Source organism: Agrobacterium sp. CG674 (genome assembly GCF_053521645.1).
Genome location: NZ_JBNWDZ010000002.1, coordinates 583,010 through 602,593 on the forward strand (window position 1 = coordinate 583,010; position 19,584 = coordinate 602,593).

Below are 19,584 nucleotides of genomic sequence, written 5' to 3' on the forward strand. Positions count from 1 at the left end.
CGTTAGGTGTTTGACAGTGATTCGCGGCCATTGCCGGATGCTCCAAGGGGCAAACGGTCATGCGGCGAAGCGGATTAGCGTCAGGGAAAGCGACGAGATAGATGGCAACCAAAGTCAAAGAAAACGAAGAAGCTGAAAACGAACGCGATGCTGCGACGGATGGGCCGCTTCTCGATCTTTCGGATGACGCGGTCAAGAAAATGATCAAGGCCGCGAAAAAACGCGGCTACGTCACGATGGATGAGCTGAACGAGGTTCTGCCCTCGGATCAGGTCGACCCTGATCGCATTGAAGACATTATGGCGATGCTCAGTGAAATGGGCATCAATGTCGTCGAAGACGAGGATGCCGAAGAGGCAACCACCGAAACCGAAGACAAAGAAGCCGACGACGAAGAGTCCGAGGGTGGCGAACTTGCGCCTTCCGCTGGCACTGCTCTGGCCGCCGCCAAGAAGAAAGAGCCGACGGACCGCACGGATGACCCTGTGCGCATGTATCTGCGCGAAATGGGCTCTGTCGAGCTTCTGTCGCGTGAAGGCGAAATCGCCATTGCCAAGCGCATCGAGGCTGGCCGTGAGACAATGATCTCCGGCCTGTGCGAAAGCCCGTTGACGTTCCAGGCGCTCATCATCTGGCGCGACGAGCTGAACGAAGGCACGACACTGCTGCGCGAGATCATCGATCTCGAAACCACCTATTCCGGCCCTGAAGCCAAGGCTGCGCCGCAGTTCCAGAGCCCTGAAAAGATTGAAGCAGACCGCAAGGTTGCCGAAGAGAAAGAAAAAGCCCGCCGTCTGCGCAATCCCGGTGGCGAAGATGATGTGACCAATGTCGGCGGCGAAGGCCTTCCGCATGAAGAGGAAGAGGAGGACGATGACGAGTCCAACCTTTCGCTTGCTGCGATGGAAGCTGAACTGCGCCCGCAGGTCATGGAAACGCTGGATACGATTGCCGATACCTACAAGAAGCTGCGCAAGCTTCAGGATCAGCAGGTCGAGGCTCGCCTTGCTTGCACCGGCACGCTGTCCACCGGTCAGGAACGTCGCTACAAGGAACTGAAGGATCAGTTGATCACGGCTGTGAAGTCGCTGTCGCTGAACCAGAACCGCGTCGACAGCCTTGTTGAGCAGCTCTACGATATTTCCAAGCGTCTGATGCAGAATGAAGGCCGTCTGTTGCGCCTTGCCGAATCCTACGGCGTCAAGCGCGACAGCTTCCTTGAGCAGTATCACGGTGCGGAACTTGATCCGAACTGGATGAAGTCGATTGCCAATCTGGCCGCCAAGGGCTGGAAGGAATTCGCACGCGAAGAAAACAACACGATCCGCGATATCCGTCTGGAAATCCAGAATCTCGCCCAGGAAACCGGCATTTCCATCGCCGAATTCCGTCGCATCGTGTCCATGGTCCAGAAGGGTGAGCGCGAAGCGCGCATCGCCAAGAAGGAAATGGTCGAAGCCAATCTTCGTCTGGTGATCTCGATTGCCAAGAAATACACAAACCGTGGTCTGCAGTTCCTCGATCTCATTCAGGAAGGCAATATTGGCCTGATGAAGGCGGTCGACAAGTTTGAATATCGTCGCGGTTACAAGTTCTCGACCTATGCGACATGGTGGATTCGTCAGGCTATCACCCGTTCGATTGCCGACCAGGCGCGCACGATCCGTATTCCGGTGCACATGATCGAAACGATCAACAAGATCGTTCGTACATCGCGCCAGATGCTGCACGAAATCGGCCGCGAACCGACACCGGAAGAACTGGCTGAAAAGCTGGCCATGCCGCTTGAAAAGGTGCGCAAGGTTCTGAAAATCGCCAAGGAGCCAATCTCTCTCGAAACCCCTGTGGGTGACGAAGAGGATTCGCATCTCGGTGACTTCATCGAAGACAAGAACGCGCTTCTGCCAATCGATGCTGCCATTCAGGCGAACCTTCGCGAAACAACCACGCGCGTACTGGCCTCGCTGACACCGCGTGAAGAACGTGTTCTGCGCATGCGCTTCGGCATTGGCATGAACACGGACCACACGCTGGAAGAAGTCGGACAGCAGTTCTCGGTTACCCGCGAACGTATCCGTCAGATCGAAGCCAAGGCGCTGCGCAAGCTCAAGCACCCAAGCCGTTCGCGCAAGCTGCGCTCGTTCCTCGACAGCTAAGGGCTGGCGATACGACAGATTGAAACCCGGTCAGTTGTTTTCTGGCCGGGTTTTTGTTTTTCAGGATGATATTTGCATGTGTGAGGGGCGATTCCTCTCACGATTTAAGGACATGATGTTCTGATGGAACCGACGGCTAAGAACGAATGGTGGCAAGGGAGCTGGACGATTCCAGTTTCGCTTCTGCTGCATGTTCTCGTCGGCGCGACCTATCTTCTGTCTTCCAACCTCACGCCTGCGCCAGCTGAGCCTGAAACTGTGAGCGTTGAAATGGTGGAGCCCCCAAAGCAAGAGCCGCCACCAAAGCCTGAGGAAAAGAAGGCCGAGGAGCCACCGCCGCCGCCTGCGCCGGAAAAACCAGCGGAGCCGCCACCACCGCCTCCGCCGCCCCAAATGGCGCCTGTCGCCATCAGGCCCGGCCCGACCCAATTGGATGAACGGGATGAGCCCGGCCAGCAGGATGCGGGTGGGCAGGAGCAGAAAGAGCCCGAGAAGCAGCCAGATGTGGCGCAGCCTGCCCAGACGCTGCCTGACGTGGCTGAGGAGAAGCCCGAGGCTGCGGCAGCAGCTGAAAAGCCAACTGCGGAGCAGGGCGAGATTGCTGCGGCTGAAGCACCGCCGCTGCCTGACGTTGCAACCGTTGCCGTGCCTGTGCCCAAGCCTGAATCAAACCCAGCGCCGGATCCAGCAAAGGCAGCACCCGATGGTGAGGAGGGGCCAAACCTTAAGCCCGCCAAGAAGATATTGGCTGCTGCGAAACGCCCTGGTCCGATGATGCGCCAAATATTTGGAGATCTGCCGCCTCGACAAAGGGTCAGGCAACTATGTTTTGCGGAAGTCGTCGCGCAAGTCACTGCAGCGAGACAGGGCCAACAGCCTGACGGTCAACAGGACGTGGAACGAACTATCACTGAGAACGTCTTGAGCGCAAAGGGCGCATTCAACGTCGGTACGCAATGGTTCCCGATTGACTACCGCTGCGAGGTCGATATCGAAAACTACATCGTGACCGACTTTCGCTATAACATCGGCGCAAAGCTAACGCCTGATGACGTCAAGCGCTTGAAGCTTGTCGTGCGCTAGCCCCTATCAGGCAGGAACCTGCTTGCCGACAAGCTTTCCGATGGATGCCAGCAAAGCATCCTCATCATAGGGCTTGTGAATGACAGGCACGTGGGAAAATTCCGGCGGTATCATGATGCCATCGGCATAGCCGGTTGCGAACATGAACGGAATGCCACGGCGCAGAAACTCATGGGCAACGGGTATGGATGTATCCGAGCCGAGGTTGATGTCGAGAATGCCCACGTCAGGCGTCACATTCTTCAATTTCTCCAGCGCGGTCGTCGATGACGTTGCTGTTTCAATATCGGTAATGCCGTGCGCTTCGAGCATATACTCGACGTCCATGGCAATCAGCATCTGGTCTTCGACAAGAAATACCCGCAATGGTTCCTCCGGGGAATAGGGTCTGGAATAGGGCCGCTCCGACGCCGCAACGGCCTCTGGAGAGGTCGTGGGTCCCGGCGTTGCGTGGCGGGCAGGCAGCAGGATTTCGGCTTCGATGCCGTGAGGTGTGTAGGTGATCTTGCTTTTTCCGCCGAGATCATAGGGAACGCTGCGGTTGATCAGCGCCGAGCCAAAGCCTGTTCTGGTCGGTGGTGTCAGAGTGCCGGGCACTGTCTCGCGCCAGGAAACAACGCAGTCACCGATATCGTTAAGTTCCCACAACACGGAAAGCTTGCCACCGGCTGGGGCAAGCGCACCATATTTTGCAGCATTCGTTGCCAGCTCATGCAAAACGAGAGCCATGACAGAGAAGGCACGCGCGTCGAGAAGAACGCTTGGACCACGCGCTTCCACTTCGGCATTCGGAGACCGGTGCGGAGAAAGCTCGGCATCCAGCAAATCCCTAAACAGGCCGCCGCCTTCACCGCGAATGACCTGGTCATGCGCAAAGGACAGGGCCTGAATGCGCCCCTTGAGGGCCGAGACATAGTCCTCAAGCGTGCGTCCTTCCTGCGTGGGGTTGCCGACCAGAGACTTGATAATAGCGAGCACGTTCTTGACGCGGTGGTTCAGCTCTTCATTCAGCATGCGCTGGCGCACTTCCGCCTGCGCACGTTCACCCGCCATCAACTCGCTGTGGCGGAAAGCAACTTCAACGAGGGCCACGCGGGCTGCCTCGGCAATCTGCCGGTCATCCTCGGTCCATGGCTGTGCCTGTTTGTAAACGGTCTCCTTCCACAGCGCAAAGCTCTTGCGCGGGGTTAGGCGGTCGCCAAGTGGGCCGGTCTCGTAGGATTTTTCAGGATTTCCACCCCAGTTCAGGGTCTGCACCAGCTCACGGCGGAAGAACAACAGATAGTCATCCTTGACCTGCGACAGCGGAACCGCCAGCACGCCTGCAATATCTCCTGCCAGATGCTCAGCTTTCGGCAGGTTGTGAATGAGGGAGTGGGTAGCCCACACGCGCCCTTCCGCAATCGAACTGACCAGCCGCCCCAGCTGCGGAGCCATATCTTCCGAAGGCGCGTGACCCTGGCTGCACCAGCGCCCGTTCATCCACACGGCCACACCATCGCAGGGAAGAAGCGACCGGAAATCGGCAAGGTTCTCCACCAGCAGTTCTTCAATATTGTTGTGGTGCGCAGCAAGACGCAGGAACTTGTCCAGCGAGGCATGCGCTTCCTGCGCTGTGATGAGTTTTCGCTTCTGCTTAAGTGCCTGAAGGTGGAGGGAGAAAAACTCGCCGAACATCTCCGCTGCAATGCGTATGGGCATTGGCAAGATGCGGGGCGAATAATGGTGGCAGGCAATCAGCCCCCACAATTGACCATCGATGATGATCGAGATCGACATGGAAGCCGATACGCCCATATTGCGCAGATATTCGCAATGGATGGGCGAGACGCTGCGCAGATGCGCAAAGGACAGATCGAGCGGCTCACCAGAAAGGTCGAGCACAGGCTCCACCGCAATGCGCTCGCCGTTGGAATTGGAAATGATCCGCAAGGTGTTCTTGAGATAAAGCGTTCGCGCCTGCTGCGGAATGTCGCTCGCGGGAAAATACTGACCCAGAAAGCTCTCGAGCGCAGGCTGCTTTGCTTCGGAAATAACCTTTCCGGCGCCGTCCTGCTCAAACCGGTAGACCATCACGCGGTCATAGCCCAGCATCGCCTTGACGAGCCGCGTGGCGCGGGAAATCAGGCTGTCCACGCTATCGGCTTCTCGGATGCGGTCGATCATCAATTGCGCTGTGTGCAGAGGCTGCGCTTCTTCGCTAGCGGGTTCCAGCTCGATGATTGTCACGGATTTGTAGCGATGGATTGCAATGTCGAACAGCGTTCCTGCGGGCAGCTTGACGCTTGGCAGTAGCGCAGGGCGGCTGCGGTTTGCGGTCACCGTCAGCGCATTTCTCAAATCGTGAACGACAGTGGCGCCGAGAAACTCCTCAATCGGCTTGCCCGTCATCGATGCGGGAATTCCCAACATCTCAGCGCAATTGACAGACTGGCGCAGCACCGTGCGCATGGCGCTATCGCACGCAATCAGGCAGCCATGCGGCTGTATGTAACCGGGAATATGGATGGGTTCCCTGTCGCAGTTGGTAAGATCGACCTGCTGGTTTGGCGACATCATAGAGTAGTCTTTCGATTTGGGAGAGAGGCCGTATTAATCGAGTTTCGTCTCATCCATAACCGAATATGCGATGTCGAAGAAGCATTGAGCCTTTGTGTGGAAACTGCAAGAGGAATGGTGTGGCTGCGCACTTGGAGATCGTCATACATGCGTCGTGCCGTTCCCCGTTGTGCTCGGTGTCACACCCAACGCTCGATATGAAGCGGGTGCGCACAACATCACCTGTGCAGTAAAACGACAAGTCTCGGGATTTGGTTCCAGTCAGAAACGCTGAAGTACGTGAAGGATTTGCGACCAATGCTCAAGCTTGATCGTATCTGTTCACGGTAAAGCTCTCAAAAAGAGGCGTGCGCCCTTAAATGCGCGTCGACGTAAGGCCGCTGGAGCAGTCTCTGTAGCACAGCTTTGGCCGTGCTCATGTCTTTCCAGCGGCCTTGAGCTTAGATGATCTGCAATCTTGGAATAGCGACGACAAACTGGCCCTGCCACTCCTTGATGTAGTCACAATATTCCACAATTTCTGCTTTGAGGTTCCAGGGCAGTATCACCACGTAATCGGGCTTGGCTTGCTTGAGTTCGCTCGGTGCATAGACGGGGATGTGGCTGCCAGGCAGCAGCTTTCCCTGCTTGACGTCGTTTTGATCAACCACGAAACGAATGTCGGCGCTTGTAACGCCGCAAACATTGAGGAACGTATTGCCTTTAGCCGCAGCACCATAGGCCGCAACGGTCTTGTTCTCGCTGTTTGCATTACGCAAGAATGCGCGAAATTCATCACAAACGGCGGCTATCTTCGTTCCAAAATTCCGATAGGTTTCCAGATCCTTCAGGCCGAACCGCTCTTCTTCTGCGCGCAGCGCAAAAAGGCGTTCAGTCGGTTCACGCTTGCCATCCTGCCTTTGAGCATAGATCCGCAGCGAGCCGCCATGTGTCGGCAGTTCTTCGACGTCGAAAATCTGGAGGCCGCAGGCGTTGAAAATCCGCTCGGCTGCCAGCAGCGAGATATAGGAGTAATGCTCATGATAAATCGTATCAAACTGCATTCCCTCGATCATACGCAACAGATGCGGGAATTCGAAAGTCGCAACGCCATCCTGCTTCAGCACGAGGGCAAAGCCGCGTACGAAGTCTGCAATATCTGGCACGTGAGCCAGAACATTGTTGGCGGCAGTCACATCGGCGCTGATGGCATCGGCCAGGATTGCCTTGGCCGTCTCGGTGCCGAAGAATGCGATTTTCGTTTTCACTCCCCTGCCTTCTGCCAGTTCGGCAGCATTTGCGGCAGGCTCGACACCCAGCACATTGATACCAGCCGACGCGAAATATTGCAGCAGGTATCCATCATTGGATGCGACCTCGATGACTGTCGAATTGCCATCCAGCGCAAATCGCTGCGTCATCATCTGCGCGTAGCGCTTTGCATGATCCAGCCAGCTTGTCGAAAACGAAGAGAGATACGCATATTCAGCATTGAAGATCTCATCCGGCGGAACATTTTCCGTCGTCTGCACCAGAAAACACTCAGAGCAGACCATGACCTTCAGGGGAAAGGAGTGCTCGCCAGAAATGGCCGCCTCATTGGCGAGGAATGAATTCGACCACGGCGTCGAGCCGAGGTCCGCGACAACGGTGTCCAGCGGCGTTGAACAGAAGCGGCAGGTATGAGGCATGCTGTTAGGCGCCTTTCGTAAATGTATCGATTTGGTTCATGACGAGCGTGAAAGCCTCGTCGCCTTTACGCGAACGGTCGTACCAGCGTCCAGTCCATTCAATGGCTTGCAACTGGCTGAGCTTTGCTTGCCAAGACAGATAGTCCAGAGCCTTGGCCGGGTTTAGTCCGAGCGTCTGCATTTCACGCGGTTGGTCGCCTTGAGAGACGTCGTGCCATTGCCGCTCCATTCCCATGGCAGCCTGTACCTCTGACGCGACATTTCCAACTGCGATTTGCGCCTCATCAGGCGACGGGCCGAAATTGAGTGCATCCGGCAGGCTTTTTCCGGCATGAAGATCTTCACAAAAAAGAAAATAGCCGTTCAGGCAGTCCAGCACATGCTGCCAGGGCCGCGTCGCGAATGGGTTTCTGATATCGAGTGTGTGACCCGCTATTGCGGCCCGCACGATATCAGGGATCAATCGGTCTTCGGAGTAGTCTCCGCCGCCAATCACATTACCACCTCTTGCCGTCGCGACACTCACGCCTTTCTGGCGGTAGAATGAATCGCGATAGCTGGCAGTGACAATTTCGGCAGCTGCCTTGGAGCCTGAATAGGGGTCATGCCCACCCAACCGGTCGCTTTCGACAAAATGGCGGCCGCTCTCGTCATTGTTGTAGACCTTGTCCGTGGTCACGACGAGAATGGCGCGCAGTTTTTCCAGTCTCCTAGCAGCCTCCAGCAGGCGCACCGTGCCCATCACATTCACGTCGAATGTCTCAACCGGTTCCACATAACTGCGCCGCACAAGCGGTTGAGCCGCCATATGCAGGATGATATCTGCATCGCTATGTTCGATCGCTGCTGCAAGCTTCGCGGCATCACGCAGGTCGGCGATGGTTTCGCTACCCAAACCGAAATCGCCGACAAGGCTATGAAGCGAGGGTGTTGTTGAAGGAGGAAGCGCAAATCCGAAGACTTCGGCACCCATCTGCGAAAGCCAGAGCCGCGCCCACGTACCCTTGAACCCGGTATGGCCTGTGAGCAGAACCCGTTTTCCGTGCCAGAAGGCGGCGTCCGGCAGACGGATCATGACCAGACTTTCCAAGGCGCATTGCCACTTTGCCAGAGTTCTTCAAGCTGGTTCTTGTCGCGTAGCGTATCCATTGGGCGCCAGAAACCATCGTGATTGAAGGCCATGAGCTGACCGTCATGGGCGAGGCCTTCCAGCGGGGCCCCTTCAAAGGACACGGCGTCACCGCCAATACGATCCAACACGGAACGGTTGAGGACGAAGAACCCGCCGTTGATGCGCGCATTATCGCCAGCCGGCTTTTCGGTAAAGCTACGAACTTCCTGTTCATGCGTCACCAGCGCTCCATAGCGGCCGGGTGGCACGACGCTCGTGACAGTCGCCTCGCGGCCGTGGCTGCGATGAAAATCCGTCAGCGCCTTGATGTCGACGTCTGCAACACCGTCACCATAGGTCAGGCAGAATGTGTCGCCCAGATAATCGGCAACCCGTTTCAGGCGGCCACCAGTCATCGACGCTTCACCCGTTTCCACAAGCGTTACGCGCCAGGGCTCGGCCTTGGTCGCATGATAGGTCGTTTCGCCATGCTTCATATCGAAGGTCACATCCGCCGAGTGCAGGATGTAATTGGCAAAATACTCCTTGATCATATAGCCGCGGTATCCGAGACAAATCACGAAGTCATTGAAGCCATGGTGGCTGTAGGTCTTCATGATATGCCAAAGGATCGGCCGACCGCCGATCTCGATCATCGGCTTTGGCCTCAAGTGGCTTTCCTCAGAGATACGCGTACCGAAGCCGCCAGCGAGAATAACGATTTTCATTTCAAACGCTCGTCATGATGTAGCATACCTATCAATCAGCCGTAAAAAGCTGCAAATCTATTCAATCATTTGGATCAATAACGCAAGGCATCCTACTGGTTTAGCAGTGAGTTGCCATTGAATTTGAAATCGCCGAAGTGGAGAGTTGACAAGTCGTGAATTTTGGAGACATGCCTAACTGGATAGCGCAAAAAAATCCATTCGCGACTTGAAAATTTATATGACAATTGCAGGCAACTAGAACATGAAGCCAGACGAATACATCGCTCCGTTTTTCTCGATTGTCATTCCAACAAGAAATCGACCAGAATATCTCCCTGATGCTATCGCAAGCGTCATGCGACAGACGTTCTCTGACTTTGAATTGATCGTTTCGGATAACTCGGATGAAGCACACGCAGCCGAGAACCAGCGCATCATCGCTTCGTATCGCGGACATGAACGCTTCCAGTACATTCGCCCTCCATCTGATCTGCCTATGGTGGACCATTGGGAATGGGCTCTTCGGCGCACCGCAGGTCGGTACATTGGTTTTTTGACAGATCGTATGGCGTTGCGTCTTTACGCGTTACAATTTGCCCATAATACAATCCAGAGCACTCAAACTCCGGCGATATGCTTCGCAAGTGAAGACTCCATTGAGTTGCCGGGATACAGGAGTGTGCGCCGCATATCCAATGCGCTTCAAGTCCGTGAGGTACTATCGAAGGACAAGCTCAGTGAATTTTCCAAAGGCAAACTACCCAAAGACACGCCACGTATGCTGAATTCACTGGTCGACAAGTCAGTCATTGCAAAAATTGAAGAAAAATACGGAAGTGTTTTTTGCAGCATATCGCCTGACTATATTTTCACATTCAGATTGATGGGCGAAATACCTGCCTTCACAGCGAGTACGGCCCCACTTCTTGTTACCCAAGGCGAAAAGCGAAGCACTGGGCGAGCTTTTAAAATTGGCAAAATGAATTCCGACAGCCAAGGGATGTTGAGCAACATTCGTACGATTTATGGAGAGTGGCTAAAGTTTGGTCCGATACCGGGCGACGTTTATCTGATGCCGAATGTCATTCTCCGTGAATATGACGTTGTTTCATCGCAGCATCGGGGGGAGGAGTTCACGACGATCTCTCCAGTTGATTTCTATACGAATGCCATGAATTATTGCGGAAATCTGGCCCGCAACGGGATCGTAAACGAGCGTGCCCTTGCCGCGCTTGAAAGTTATCGAGAGAGCCATGACCTCCAATTCGTTAGCGTGCAGAAGCGTCGCCATTCGGTAACGAGAATGTGGAAGATGTTCGTCCGTGGCGGGTCTGGCTCTTCAGGCTATCTAGCGCGAATGGTCGGCAAGATCCGTCTGTTTTTGGAAAGCATGGGAGCTATGTTTGGTTTGCAGTCGAGGCATGCAGCATCTGACCTGATCGCAGCGTTGCAGATTGATGCAGACAACTACAGAAAGAATATCGCCGATCAGGAACGCTCTAAATAGAGCTTAAAGGCGCAGCGAAATCTGAAGCTCTGTCCTTTAGGACATTGTCGGACCATAGCCACCAAGCGCTCATCAAGATTCGTTCTCGCTCCGATTCGCTCGCACGGTAGCGAAGGATTTTGGCTGGGACGCCGCCGACGATTGCGAATGGAGGAACGTCTTTGGTGACCACCGCGCCCGCCGCTACGACGGCCCCAGTGCCGATCGTCACGCCATTCAAGAGTGTGGTGTCACGTCCGATCCACACATCGTGGCCTATAACGATTTTTTTTTGAAAAGGGCTCGGATCTAACCAAGATGTCTCGATAAGGCCAAAACCAGCGCTGTAAAATGCTGGGCTTGTGGAAACTAGATTGAGGGGATGATTGCCATAAGATATGCCGATATTTTCAGCCAACGAGCAAAACGCACCGATGGCTGCGACCGTTGATTTGCCTGAGCAAAGCGGTTCGTAGCCGTAGCTGTATTTGCCAACCGGTATATCGAAGCGCTTGCTCATGTAGTAACGATAAGCATCGTCACGCTTGCCGTACTTTTTGAGGGATTGCTTACGGAAGCGCCGAAGTTTGCTTCCTTCTAATTTACGCGATGCAATCCAGCGATCCCATGGCGAGCACAGAATGTCGTCATCCGCATATGATAGGTGAAACCGTTTTTCGGTCATGGCTTTGTCCCCGTGCCATTCGTCCCGAACACAAGAAAATCCCTGGAAGGGACTGTGTCAGAGCATATATAGCAAATGCCTTCCTTACCGCAGTTTGCGATGAGGTCCAAGCTTGACACATAAGGCGTGAAATCGCCATTCAACTGAGGATAGGGTGTTTTCTTGTAATCCATGTAGCTCACGGAAATTCCGCTGCTCTCTAGTAACCTATGGTCAAGATAATTGCTCGCACCATGACCCGTAACATAATCAGTTCCGCCAACCGCTTTCACGATATCATGGACGCGCTGAGATCCGCTGCCTGAGACTTTGAGCGATTCGACATCAATGAACTTACAATTTTTGCCAATGCCGAAATAGTCGGTGAGAGCTTTGGTTGATGCTCTTCCCAAAGATCCCAAATGTTCATGGTCAAACTTGAGCACGCTCTCTGCTAACCCAACGGCGTCTTCTTTAAAGGGTGCCCCTTTAAAGCTTCTTCGCAAGAGGTTCAAATGTTTCTCTCTCCAGAGGGGAGTGGGGGCAGGCTTAACTTCATTTATAGACTGACCTAGATGCAGGTCTTTCAAGGGAACAGACATCCAGACACTGTCGGCATCTGTTTTGATCTGAACCCTGTTTGTAAAAGATCCTTTTGAGAACTGTACGTCGTCATAGTGCACAAATACATCAGCAAGCCTGATTTGTTCAAGAAAGCCGACCCAAGGGAAATACATGGACTGGGAAATAACCACACGCATATGCAATTCACCGTTACGCTGTTGGAGTATTCTCGAGAAATTCTCTAAAATGACGATCTAAAATTGAAGACGCTATCCCCGGGCTTGCGAGAATGTCGCCTGGCGACCAGCCGTAGATTTTGGCCGTCGCGTACGTATCGGAAAGAATTTCGTACCAGATCAGGAATAGTAAGATTTTGTGGAGGTAACTCAGGCGTTGCGCCTGTGCCGGGAGAGTTTCCCCGCCAATAGCGCTGGCGACCTGCGCTTTGATCGGTCCCGTATCAAGTCCATCGTCAACCTTGTGCAATGTTGCGCCGAAAATCCTGACACCTGCCTCCGTTGCGTCCTTCACGCCATGAAGCCCGCGAAAACTTGGAAGAAGTGCTGGGTGAATATTCCAGATGTCGATCCTCGAGATAAGAGGATAAGTTACTTTTCTCGTGTAAAACATCAAGACAGAAAGACACCCGCTTTCTTGAAAATATGAAAGTGCATCCTTTGAAAATTGCTCGGCGTTAGAATATTCAATCCGCTTGTGAGCAATCTCTTTGCTCTTCGCCCATGCTTCCATTCCGCAAGCGCGGTCTGTGACAATGACCAATTCTATGGGTAAGCCTGATGTTTTCAGGCACTCGACTGCGGCGATCAGTGCGCTGCCCCCGCTGCTTCCAATGATCCCAAGCTTCATTTGGAGAGGGTTCCAACTGAGGGCTTCTGAACAATCGTTATCAGGACGTCGATGACCCTGGCGATCTGTTCATCTGTCATCTCATGATAGCTTGGCAGGTTGATAGCTCTTCCTGGAAGGTCATAGGCTACGGAATTGTTCTCAACTATTTCAAACGACGGTAGCGAACTCAGTGGCCAGAAGAAAACGCGCGCATCAATGTTTTCGGCAGCAAACGCGGCCTGAAGCATTTCTCGGGTTACACCTGCCTCGGCATCAAACACGACCGTTGGCATCCAGAAGCCATTTTGGGTTCCAGCAGGTTCCGGGTTCATCGAAATCGAATTGATGCCCTTGAGACCATCCCGATAGGCATAGAAAATCTCCCGCTTGCGAGCGATAAGCGTGTCGATCCGCTCGACCTGTGCCAACCCGACCGCTGCCTGGAGGTTTGAAATCTTATACTTAAAACCAATCTCGTCAGGCCAGAACTGCTTTGTCTGCCCCTTTGCTCGGCCATGGTTCGAGAGTGTAACTACGCGGTTGTAAAGGGCAGTGTCGTTGGTCACGAACATTCCGCCTTCACCCGTCGTAATCGTCTTCGTTCCGTGAAACGAAAACGCCCCGAACGCGCCCATGGAGCCTGCGCGTTTTCCCTGCCAGGCGGATCCTATCGCCTCAGCGGCATCTTCTATCACAGGTAACCCGTGTCGTGCGCCGATGTCTAGCAGGGCGTCCATGTCGCACAGATTGCCGTAGATATGAACCGCCAGAATCGCTTTCGTGCGGGGGGTGATTGCGGCTTCAACCTTTTGTGGATCGAGACACCAGCTCTCTTCCAAAACATCGACGAAAACGGGTTTTGCGCCCAGATGAACAATCGGTGCTGCCGAGGCGATCCAGTTCGTGTCCGCCATGATCACTTCATCGCCCGGACCGACGCCAAGCGCTGCAAGTCCCATATGGAGGGAGCCGGTGCAGCTTGATGTGGCGATGGCGTGCTTCACGCCAAGGTGGGCTGCAAAAGCCGCTTCAAACTTTTCGATATATTCGTAGCATCGCTCACCCCAGCCATTGGCTGCCGCGTCGGTTGCGTAAGTGACTTCCAGGTCCGTAATGGATGGTTTCGTGTATAATATGCGCTGCTTCATCGTGACGTCCCACCAAATTATACGAACTTCTGCAACCAATTGCGCCGCAAGGTCAAGGCCCGGTGGCGCTTGCGTTTCTGAATGTGCTGGGGCATCTGCTCTTATGCCGTTTTTTTAGAGAAACAACCATGTCGCGTTTCACGTCTATTCCGACTGCATTGCAAGATCTCACCGTGATCGAACGTCAACGGTTGGGTGACAACAGGGGCTACTTTTCGCGGTTTTTCTGTGCGGATGAGATATCCGCCTTCGGCCAGGTTGCACAGATAAACCACACCATGACGCAGGCGAAGGGTGTCATTCGCGGCCTGCATTTTCAGCGCGCTCCGCATGCGGAAACAAAGTTCGTTTCCTGTCTCAGGGGCGCAATCTTTGATGTCGCTGTCGATTTGCGCCCGGAATCGCCCACATATCTGCAATGGCACGGAGAAATCCTGACTGAGGAAAATGCGCGCTCGCTTCTCATTCCGGCGGGCTTTGCGCATGGCTTTCAGACCTTGAGCGAAAATTGCGAACTCATCTATGTGCATGACATGCCGCACGCTCCTGAAGCGGAAGGGGGTGCGCATCCGCTGGATCCGAAGCTCAACATTGCCTGGCCATTGCCCGTTTCACAGATGTCCGTTCGAGACAGCAATTTTGCGATGTTGTGATCGTCCCGTCGCCACGGGATTTTTGCCGCAGACAGTGATATGGGTCGCTGCCACCTCATTCCCGACCTGAAAGTGAACATCGCCATGCCCCAGAAGTTGATTGGTATCTCCACGCGCGGGCAGGGGTTTTATGAGTTTACGGATGCGGCGCTGGCTTTCGTCAGATCTGTCGACCCGGAGGAGGGGTTGCTCACCGTGTTTGTGCGCCACACCTCCTGTTCGCTTCTCATCCAGGAAAATGCAGATCCGGATGTGCAGCGGGATCTCAAGGTGTTTTTCGCGCGCATGGTGCCGCCGTCCAGCGATCCATCGATGGATTGGGTTGTCCACACTGCAGAAGGTCCTGACGATATGCCTGCACATATCAAATCGGCGCTGACGCAGGTCTCCATCAGCATTCCTGTCACCCATGGCGAGCTTGTGCTCGGGACCTGGCAGGGCATCTATCTTTTCGAGCACAGAGACCAGCCCCATAACCGGCAGATATTCCTCCATCTCTCGACATGACGGATGGCGTCGAAATTTAGCAATCATGAATACAATCTGAATGTCCGGTTCTGAGAACATTCACACCGCTCTGGATATCATCATGACAGTCGACCGGGCCGTCTGGCATCCCGGCGAATGACAGGAAACGGAGTATGACAATGATCAGCACATTTGCAAAAGCAGGCGTCGCGGCCCTTATCGCCCTCGGTGGCATTTCCGCGACGGCATCCACCGCGTCGGCAGGTCCAGATGTTCGCTACGGAATTTATGTGCAGGATGGCTATCGCCATGGCGGCCATCAGGGCTGGGGTCGTCCGGATCGTGGCCGCGATCGCTGCTCGGCATGGATGGCTGAAGAAAAGGCCAACCGCATGGGTCTTCGCCGCACACGCGTGGTTGATGTTTCCCCGCGCCGCGTCGTCGTTGCCGGCATCAGCCGCCATGGACGGGATCGCGTCGTGTTCGCCAATGTTCGCGGTTGCCCGGTTATCCGTCGCTAACGGCACCAAGCCTGTTTGAAACAAAAATCCCCTCGTCATATCAGTGGCGAGGGGATTTTCGTATGTGGGTGATGAGGCGCAAAACTGCGCCTCATGAGATGTTACTGTTCCAGCGCAAAGGTTACGTTGACCGTCACCTTGTAGCTGTTTTCACCCGCTGCAATCGGCACGCTGTCGGACTTTTCCATTGTCGCTGCGCGCATCATCGTCTGCGGAACGGGCAGGGGTCGCTGCATGTTTTCAGTGATCTCAATGATTGGGCCCAGCTTCACACCGGCAGCCTCGCTCAGCGTTTTAGCCTTGGCAATCGCATCAGCCACCGCAGCCTTGCGCGCTTCCGTTACCGTTGCTTCCGGCTTGTCATTGGTAAAGCTTATGTCCCCGCCCTGGTTGATGCCCAGCTTGACCGAGCTGTCCAGAATGGAGCCTAGCTTGGCAAGATCGCGCACCCGCACCGTCAGCCCGTTATTGACTTGATAACCAGTGATTTCAGGCGCGATATAGACGCCGTCCTTGGGCTCGAACTGCTTGTACACAGGTTGAACGGAGAAATTGCTGGTCTGCAGATCCCTGTCTGCAATGCCCGCAGCCTTCAGCGCGGCCTGCACCTCGGTCATCGCCTTGCTGGATTCACCCATCGCAGCCGCTGCCGTTTCGGCCTGCTTCATTACGCTGAACGACAAAACCGCCATATCAGGCGCCACGGCGGCATCGCCTTCACCGGATACGCTGATGACTGGCTCGCGTTTCGTATTTTCCTGTGCCGAAGCAACAAGCGGCAAGGCAACCAGCGCGGTAAACGCACACAGCGCCATGGAGCGTACTCGTATCGATGTCATTAGGCTTCCTCTTCATCATGTCCCTGATACGTGTGTCGCAGGAGATTATGTAGCGAATACGGCATAGTTCACACGTCGCCTGTTACAACGGCTTGTCGCGTCCAGAAAATTGCGTTAAAGCCAAATCCGCGTCGGGTTGAACCATTGCAACCCCCGCATTCCGGCAAGGCTTCACGCACCGGAAAGGGCCTGTAGCTCAATGGTTAGAGCCGGCGGCTCATAACCGCTTGGTTGGGAGTTCGAGTCTCTCCAGGCCCACCATTTCGTTTAAAATCAATGACTTAGATGCCCAGTTTTCTTGGGGAGACATCCAAGGGGAACATTGGTTTGTTCAATCCGGCCTATCTCGTGAAGTCGCGATGCGGAGTTTTCTATCTGCGTTGGCCCATACCAAAGCAGCTACATCCACAGAAAAAGGCTTCTACGCTCAAATTTTCACTACAGACCCGTGAACCACGAAAAGCATTGCGCTTGTCCCGTTCTCTGAGCCAGATAGGAGAACGATTGAATGAGCATGGAATTGCATACGGGATGCGGCACGAGGAACTGAGAAGCGTACTAATCGATCATTTCCGTCAGTTGCTTGAGCAGGCTAAGGCTGAGATGCATGAAACTGGCCCTTTGAGCGAGCTTGATCGACAGATTTATGAGACGCAGAAGCTAGTAGCGAAGCAAGCGAGAAAAACAGATACTCCGCTCTCCCTTGTACAATCGGACGACACCCTTCTTGATCGTTTCATTGAGAAGTACGAGTTGAGTATTAGCAAGGGTAGCGCCGAATACGTCTGGCTTGAGCGAGAAATGAAGCTGTCCTTCCATGGTTTCGTAAAGGCGGTTCTTGCCTACGACAAGTCTTTGCAGCGTTATGATTTTGAGAATGGCCCAACGTTATCTATCATCGGTACAGCAAAGCCCGATGCTACGGCAGGCATGACAATTGCTGAAGTTGCCGCCGCCTATAGCAAGGAAAGGCAGCGAGGCAACGCATGGGCAGCGAAAACCATCATAGAGAAAGCTGACCATATCAAGCTGCTTGAGGAAATCCTTGGTAGCAGTACCGATGTACGGGCGCTAACAGCGATGGAAGCAAAGCGGGTCAAGGACACTCTGCTTGCCTATCCTCGCAACCGTTCCAAGAACCCTGCGACACGAGGCAAGCCATTGGCAGAAGTGCTTGGGATTGCCAACGTGGAAACGATACAGGTTGCTACAATCAATAAGTACCTGCAAACCTACAGCGAACTTTTCGAATGGGCGAAGCAGAACCACCATATCAGTGAAAACCTGTTTTCCGGTCTTACTGTAAGGCAATCCAACAGGAACAAGGAAGATAGTCGTGATGCCTATACTGACGAGCAAATACGGTTGATTCTACAGGCAGTATCGGACAATGAACGTGGACTGGTCACGAAACCCTATCAGAAATGGGCAACGCTCATTGGTATCTATACGGGCTCCCGCCTTGGTGAGATCGCGCAGTTGCACCTGAAAGATATTCGCGAACAGGATGGGATGTGGGTTTTCGACATGAACGAGGACGGCGACCGCAAGAGTCTGAAAACATCAGCAGCTCGCCGTCTAGTGCCTATCCATCAGAAGCTCATTGACGCCGGTATTCTCAATTACGTGCAGACCATGAAGGACAGGAAAGCCACGAAGCTGTTCCCCGACTTTACCTACGATCCGAAAAATGGATGGGGACGACAGCAAAGCCGCTGGTTCAACGACAGGCTTCTTGTGGAGTTGGGGTTGAAGACCAAGACGCGCGTCTTCCATAGCCTTCGGCACACCGTCAACACCCGGCTTCTGCAAGCAGGGGTATCGCCCGCACTGGTGAAATCAATCATCGGGCACGAGCAGGAAGGCATGACGCACCGGCAGTATTTCAAGGAAGGCTATACGCTTCAGCAGTTAAGTGAGGCGATACAGAAGCTAGACTACAGCCAACCAGCGCAGAAGCTTGAAACTGCTATTCAGGATTGACACGGATTCCTCAATACGAGAAACATCCCTTGAGCCGTACGTGCGGCTCAGGGGCGTAGTAACCTCTCATAGCTAGGCTGGTGCTGCCAAAAAAGTACCACCTCTTCGACCTTATGGTCGGGGAGCCTGCGGCGTATGTCCAGGTTCTCCGAACTAAAGGCCGTAGGGCCGTGCTATGCGGTTACTAACTCCCCGATCACCAGAGGATCGAAGGGCAATTCGCGGGGACGTACCGCGCCTACCGCCCTTCCATAAGGGGGGGCTATTCCTTGAAATCGAACGTATTTGATAGAACCATATCCGTCGTTCAGCGGCACATTCCTTATTGTGGTACATTATCTAGGGTACGCTGTGCCACTGCATTCATTCTGATTGGCCTTATCAATCTGCCCACCAGCCTACACGCGGCATGCAACAACGAGGTTGTACGTTCATCTAACAACTCTGTAATTCAGTCGTGGATGAACGACGCGGCAAAAATTTCAAAAGAAGAACAGCATTGTGAAAACATACCGGCAGACAATGCCAGCAGGTCCGCGATCGCAAATGGCGAGTACATATTCCGTGGGCTGGACCTCAGCGAGCGAGAAACCAATAGTTTCGGGCAACCCGTTATCGGTGGCGAAACTACCAGCACACGCCTGCTTCGGGAGGGGAAGGAAGCGGCAACCCAAAATACGATCACCCTCAAGCAAGGTATCGTAGACCAATTCACATCAGGCGGCAGCTACGCTTACGATATTCTCAGTGGGCTTGGGCGGAAGACTAAACATGTGAATGATCCTAGCTTCGACCCATCTGCATGGATCGACAAGAACCGCTATTCAATGAGCCTTGATGCGCATTACTTCTCGACTATCATGGGAGCATCCTCTGAGAGCGAGGCTGTTGCTATCGCAGAAAACATCAGTGATCGTGAATCAGCGCAGAAGCGCATCCAGCGTATGGGCGGATTGGCTCAGCTCCTTGTCTATAGCTTAGCTGCACTACCTGACGCTGCCATTGTGTTGGTTGGGGCAGCGCTGGTAGCCACACCCTTCAAAGCGGCATTCAAGCGCAACAGGTCAGACAAATCGAAAACGCATACGTTGGCAGTCTGACGCTCTGAATGTCGTTACGG

Annotated in this window: 17 protein-coding genes, 1 tRNA gene and 1 pseudogene; 10 read left to right on the forward strand and 9 right to left on the reverse strand. The window is 54.1% G+C overall.

The features are described from left to right. Nucleotides 1-101: 101 nt before the first annotated feature. The gene (gene rpoD, locus ACQZ51_RS07955; protein ID WP_243255383.1) at nucleotides 102-2,156 is read left to right on the forward strand and encodes an RNA polymerase sigma factor RpoD; all 2,055 of its coding nucleotides are present in this window, start codon (nucleotides 102-104) and stop codon (nucleotides 2,154-2,156) included. Nucleotides 2,157-2,279: 123 nt separating this feature from the next. Next, the gene (locus tag ACQZ51_RS07960; RefSeq protein ID WP_448776316.1) at nucleotides 2,280-3,239 is read left to right on the forward strand and encodes a DUF930 domain-containing protein; all 960 of its coding nucleotides are present in this window, start codon (nucleotides 2,280-2,282) and stop codon (nucleotides 3,237-3,239) included. Between the two features lie 6 nt (nucleotides 3,240-3,245). On the opposite strand, the gene ACQZ51_RS07965 is transcribed toward ACQZ51_RS07960, so the two are convergent. From ACQZ51_RS07965 to rfbF, 4 genes are all read right to left on the reverse strand, one after another. Next, complete coding sequence (locus ACQZ51_RS07965; RefSeq protein ID WP_448776317.1) at nucleotides 3,246-5,798, reverse strand: HWE histidine kinase domain-containing protein; 2,553 nt, start codon at nucleotides 5,796-5,798, stop codon at nucleotides 3,246-3,248. A 440-nt stretch (nucleotides 5,799-6,238) separates the two neighbouring features. Continuing rightward, nucleotides 6,239-7,468, reverse strand: a complete 1,230-nt coding sequence (locus tag ACQZ51_RS07970) for a methyltransferase domain-containing protein (RefSeq protein ID WP_448776318.1) — start codon at nucleotides 7,466-7,468, stop codon at nucleotides 6,239-6,241. Nucleotides 7,469-7,472: 4 nt separating this feature from the next. Beyond that, the gene (gene rfbG / locus ACQZ51_RS07975) at nucleotides 7,473-8,543 is read right to left on the reverse strand and encodes a CDP-glucose 4,6-dehydratase (RefSeq protein WP_448776319.1); all 1,071 of its coding nucleotides are present in this window, start codon (nucleotides 8,541-8,543) and stop codon (nucleotides 7,473-7,475) included. Then, nucleotides 8,540-9,307, reverse strand: coding sequence for a glucose-1-phosphate cytidylyltransferase (rfbF, locus tag ACQZ51_RS07980; RefSeq protein WP_448776320.1), 768 nt, complete (start codon nucleotides 9,305-9,307; stop codon nucleotides 8,540-8,542). The genes rfbG and rfbF overlap by 4 nt, the downstream gene beginning before the upstream one ends. 244 nt (nucleotides 9,308-9,551) lie before the next feature. Between rfbF and ACQZ51_RS07985 the strand changes: the two genes are divergently transcribed. Beyond that, nucleotides 9,552-10,796 (forward strand): glycosyltransferase family 2 protein, encoded by a 1,245-nt coding sequence (locus tag ACQZ51_RS07985; RefSeq protein ID WP_448776321.1) that lies wholly within the window; start codon nucleotides 9,552-9,554, stop codon nucleotides 10,794-10,796. On the opposite strand, the gene ACQZ51_RS07990 is transcribed toward ACQZ51_RS07985, so the two are convergent. Genes ACQZ51_RS07990 through ACQZ51_RS08005 form a run of 4 tightly spaced genes read right to left on the reverse strand, consistent with a single transcriptional unit; the run spans nucleotide 10,789 to nucleotide 14,000 of the window. Then, complete coding sequence (locus tag ACQZ51_RS07990; RefSeq protein ID WP_448776322.1) at nucleotides 10,789-11,460, reverse strand: CatB-related O-acetyltransferase; 672 nt, start codon at nucleotides 11,458-11,460, stop codon at nucleotides 10,789-10,791. The two genes, ACQZ51_RS07985 and ACQZ51_RS07990, sit on opposite strands and share 8 nt — an antisense overlap. Next, entirely contained in the window at nucleotides 11,457-12,200 is a 744-nt protein-coding gene (locus tag ACQZ51_RS07995) for a WbqC family protein (RefSeq protein WP_448776323.1), read from the reverse strand. Before ACQZ51_RS07995 ends, ACQZ51_RS07990 begins: the two co-directional genes overlap by 4 nt. A 13-nt stretch (nucleotides 12,201-12,213) precedes the next feature. After that, nucleotides 12,214-12,870 carry a formyltransferase family protein gene (locus tag ACQZ51_RS08000; protein ID WP_448776324.1) on the reverse strand — a complete coding sequence of 219 codons (657 nt, stop codon included), beginning with the start codon at nucleotides 12,868-12,870 and terminating at the stop codon, nucleotides 12,214-12,216. Then, a complete protein-coding gene (locus ACQZ51_RS08005) occupies nucleotides 12,867-14,000 on the reverse strand; it encodes a DegT/DnrJ/EryC1/StrS family aminotransferase (RefSeq protein ID WP_448776325.1) in 1,134 nt (377 codons plus the stop codon). Before ACQZ51_RS08005 ends, ACQZ51_RS08000 begins: the two co-directional genes overlap by 4 nt. A gap of 128 nt (nucleotides 14,001-14,128) precedes the next feature. Here ACQZ51_RS08005 and ACQZ51_RS08010 point away from each other — a divergent pair, with 128 nt between their 5' ends. The 3 genes from ACQZ51_RS08010 to ACQZ51_RS08020 all read left to right on the forward strand — a co-directional run bounded on the left by ACQZ51_RS08010 (nucleotide 14,129) and on the right by ACQZ51_RS08020 (nucleotide 15,642). Then, complete coding sequence (locus ACQZ51_RS08010; RefSeq protein ID WP_448776326.1) at nucleotides 14,129-14,653, forward strand: dTDP-4-dehydrorhamnose 3,5-epimerase family protein; 525 nt, start codon at nucleotides 14,129-14,131, stop codon at nucleotides 14,651-14,653. Between the two features lie 84 nt (nucleotides 14,654-14,737). Further along, entirely contained in the window at nucleotides 14,738-15,160 is a 423-nt protein-coding gene (locus ACQZ51_RS08015) for a secondary thiamine-phosphate synthase enzyme YjbQ (RefSeq protein WP_448776630.1), read from the forward strand. A gap of 140 nt (nucleotides 15,161-15,300) precedes the next feature. Next, nucleotides 15,301-15,642 carry a hypothetical protein gene (locus ACQZ51_RS08020; RefSeq protein ID WP_448776632.1) on the forward strand — a complete coding sequence of 114 codons (342 nt, stop codon included), beginning with the start codon at nucleotides 15,301-15,303 and terminating at the stop codon, nucleotides 15,640-15,642. Nucleotides 15,643-15,743: 101 nt separating this feature from the next. Here ACQZ51_RS08020 and ACQZ51_RS08025 read toward each other — a convergent pair whose 3' ends face one another. Continuing rightward, complete coding sequence (locus ACQZ51_RS08025; protein WP_448776327.1) at nucleotides 15,744-16,481, reverse strand: SIMPL domain-containing protein; 738 nt, start codon at nucleotides 16,479-16,481, stop codon at nucleotides 15,744-15,746. Nucleotides 16,482-16,666: 185 nt separating this feature from the next. Here ACQZ51_RS08025 and ACQZ51_RS08030 point away from each other — a divergent pair. The 4 genes and pseudogenes from ACQZ51_RS08030 (at nucleotide 16,667) to ACQZ51_RS08045 (ending at nucleotide 19,564) form a co-directional block, all read left to right on the forward strand. Beyond that, nucleotides 16,667-16,742, forward strand: a tRNA-Ile gene (locus ACQZ51_RS08030). Nucleotides 16,743-16,766: 24 nt separating this feature from the next. Then, nucleotides 16,767-16,961 (forward strand): annotated as a pseudogene (locus ACQZ51_RS08035) (DUF6538 domain-containing protein); the annotation flags it as partial. A 24-nt stretch (nucleotides 16,962-16,985) separates the two neighbouring features. After that, on the forward strand, nucleotides 16,986-18,464 hold the full coding sequence (locus ACQZ51_RS08040; protein WP_448776634.1) for a site-specific integrase: 1,479 nt from the start codon (nucleotides 16,986-16,988) through the stop codon (nucleotides 18,462-18,464). A 269-nt stretch (nucleotides 18,465-18,733) separates the two neighbouring features. Beyond that, on the forward strand, nucleotides 18,734-19,564 hold the full coding sequence (locus tag ACQZ51_RS08045; RefSeq protein WP_448776328.1) for a hypothetical protein: 831 nt from the start codon (nucleotides 18,734-18,736) through the stop codon (nucleotides 19,562-19,564). Nucleotides 19,565-19,584: the final 20 nt, after the last annotated feature.

What these genes read in the sequence shown, in the direction of transcription:
- rpoD (WP_243255383.1), top strand. Translation starts at nt 102, where the DNA reads ATGGCAACCAAAGTCAAAGAAAACGAAGAAGCTGAAAACGAACGCGAT.
- ACQZ51_RS07990 (WP_448776322.1), bottom strand. Translation starts at nt 11,460, where the DNA reads ATGACCGAAAAACGGTTTCACCTATCATATGCGGATGACGACATTCTG.
- ACQZ51_RS07995 (WP_448776323.1), bottom strand. Translation starts at nt 12,200, where the DNA reads ATGCGTGTGGTTATTTCCCAGTCCATGTATTTCCCTTGGGTCGGCTTT.
- rfbF (WP_448776320.1), bottom strand. Translation starts at nt 9,307, where the DNA reads ATGAAAATCGTTATTCTCGCTGGCGGCTTCGGTACGCGTATCTCTGAG.
- ACQZ51_RS07970 (WP_448776318.1), bottom strand. Translation starts at nt 7,468, where the DNA reads ATGCCTCATACCTGCCGCTTCTGTTCAACGCCGCTGGACACCGTTGTC.
- ACQZ51_RS08000 (WP_448776324.1), bottom strand. Translation starts at nt 12,870, where the DNA reads ATGAAGCTTGGGATCATTGGAAGCAGCGGGGGCAGCGCACTGATCGCC.
- ACQZ51_RS08010 (WP_448776326.1), top strand. Translation starts at nt 14,129, where the DNA reads ATGTCGCGTTTCACGTCTATTCCGACTGCATTGCAAGATCTCACCGTG.
- ACQZ51_RS08025 (WP_448776327.1), bottom strand. Translation starts at nt 16,481, where the DNA reads ATGACATCGATACGAGTACGCTCCATGGCGCTGTGTGCGTTTACCGCG.
- ACQZ51_RS07960 (WP_448776316.1), top strand. Translation starts at nt 2,280, where the DNA reads ATGGAACCGACGGCTAAGAACGAATGGTGGCAAGGGAGCTGGACGATT.
- ACQZ51_RS07985 (WP_448776321.1), top strand. Translation starts at nt 9,552, where the DNA reads ATGAAGCCAGACGAATACATCGCTCCGTTTTTCTCGATTGTCATTCCA.
- rfbG (WP_448776319.1), bottom strand. Translation starts at nt 8,543, where the DNA reads ATGATCCGTCTGCCGGACGCCGCCTTCTGGCACGGAAAACGGGTTCTG.
- ACQZ51_RS07965 (WP_448776317.1), bottom strand. Translation starts at nt 5,798, where the DNA reads ATGATGTCGCCAAACCAGCAGGTCGATCTTACCAACTGCGACAGGGAA.
- ACQZ51_RS08015 (WP_448776630.1), top strand. Translation starts at nt 14,738, where the DNA reads ATGCCCCAGAAGTTGATTGGTATCTCCACGCGCGGGCAGGGGTTTTAT.
- ACQZ51_RS08020 (WP_448776632.1), top strand. Translation starts at nt 15,301, where the DNA reads ATGATCAGCACATTTGCAAAAGCAGGCGTCGCGGCCCTTATCGCCCTC.
- ACQZ51_RS08005 (WP_448776325.1), bottom strand. Translation starts at nt 14,000, where the DNA reads ATGAAGCAGCGCATATTATACACGAAACCATCCATTACGGACCTGGAA.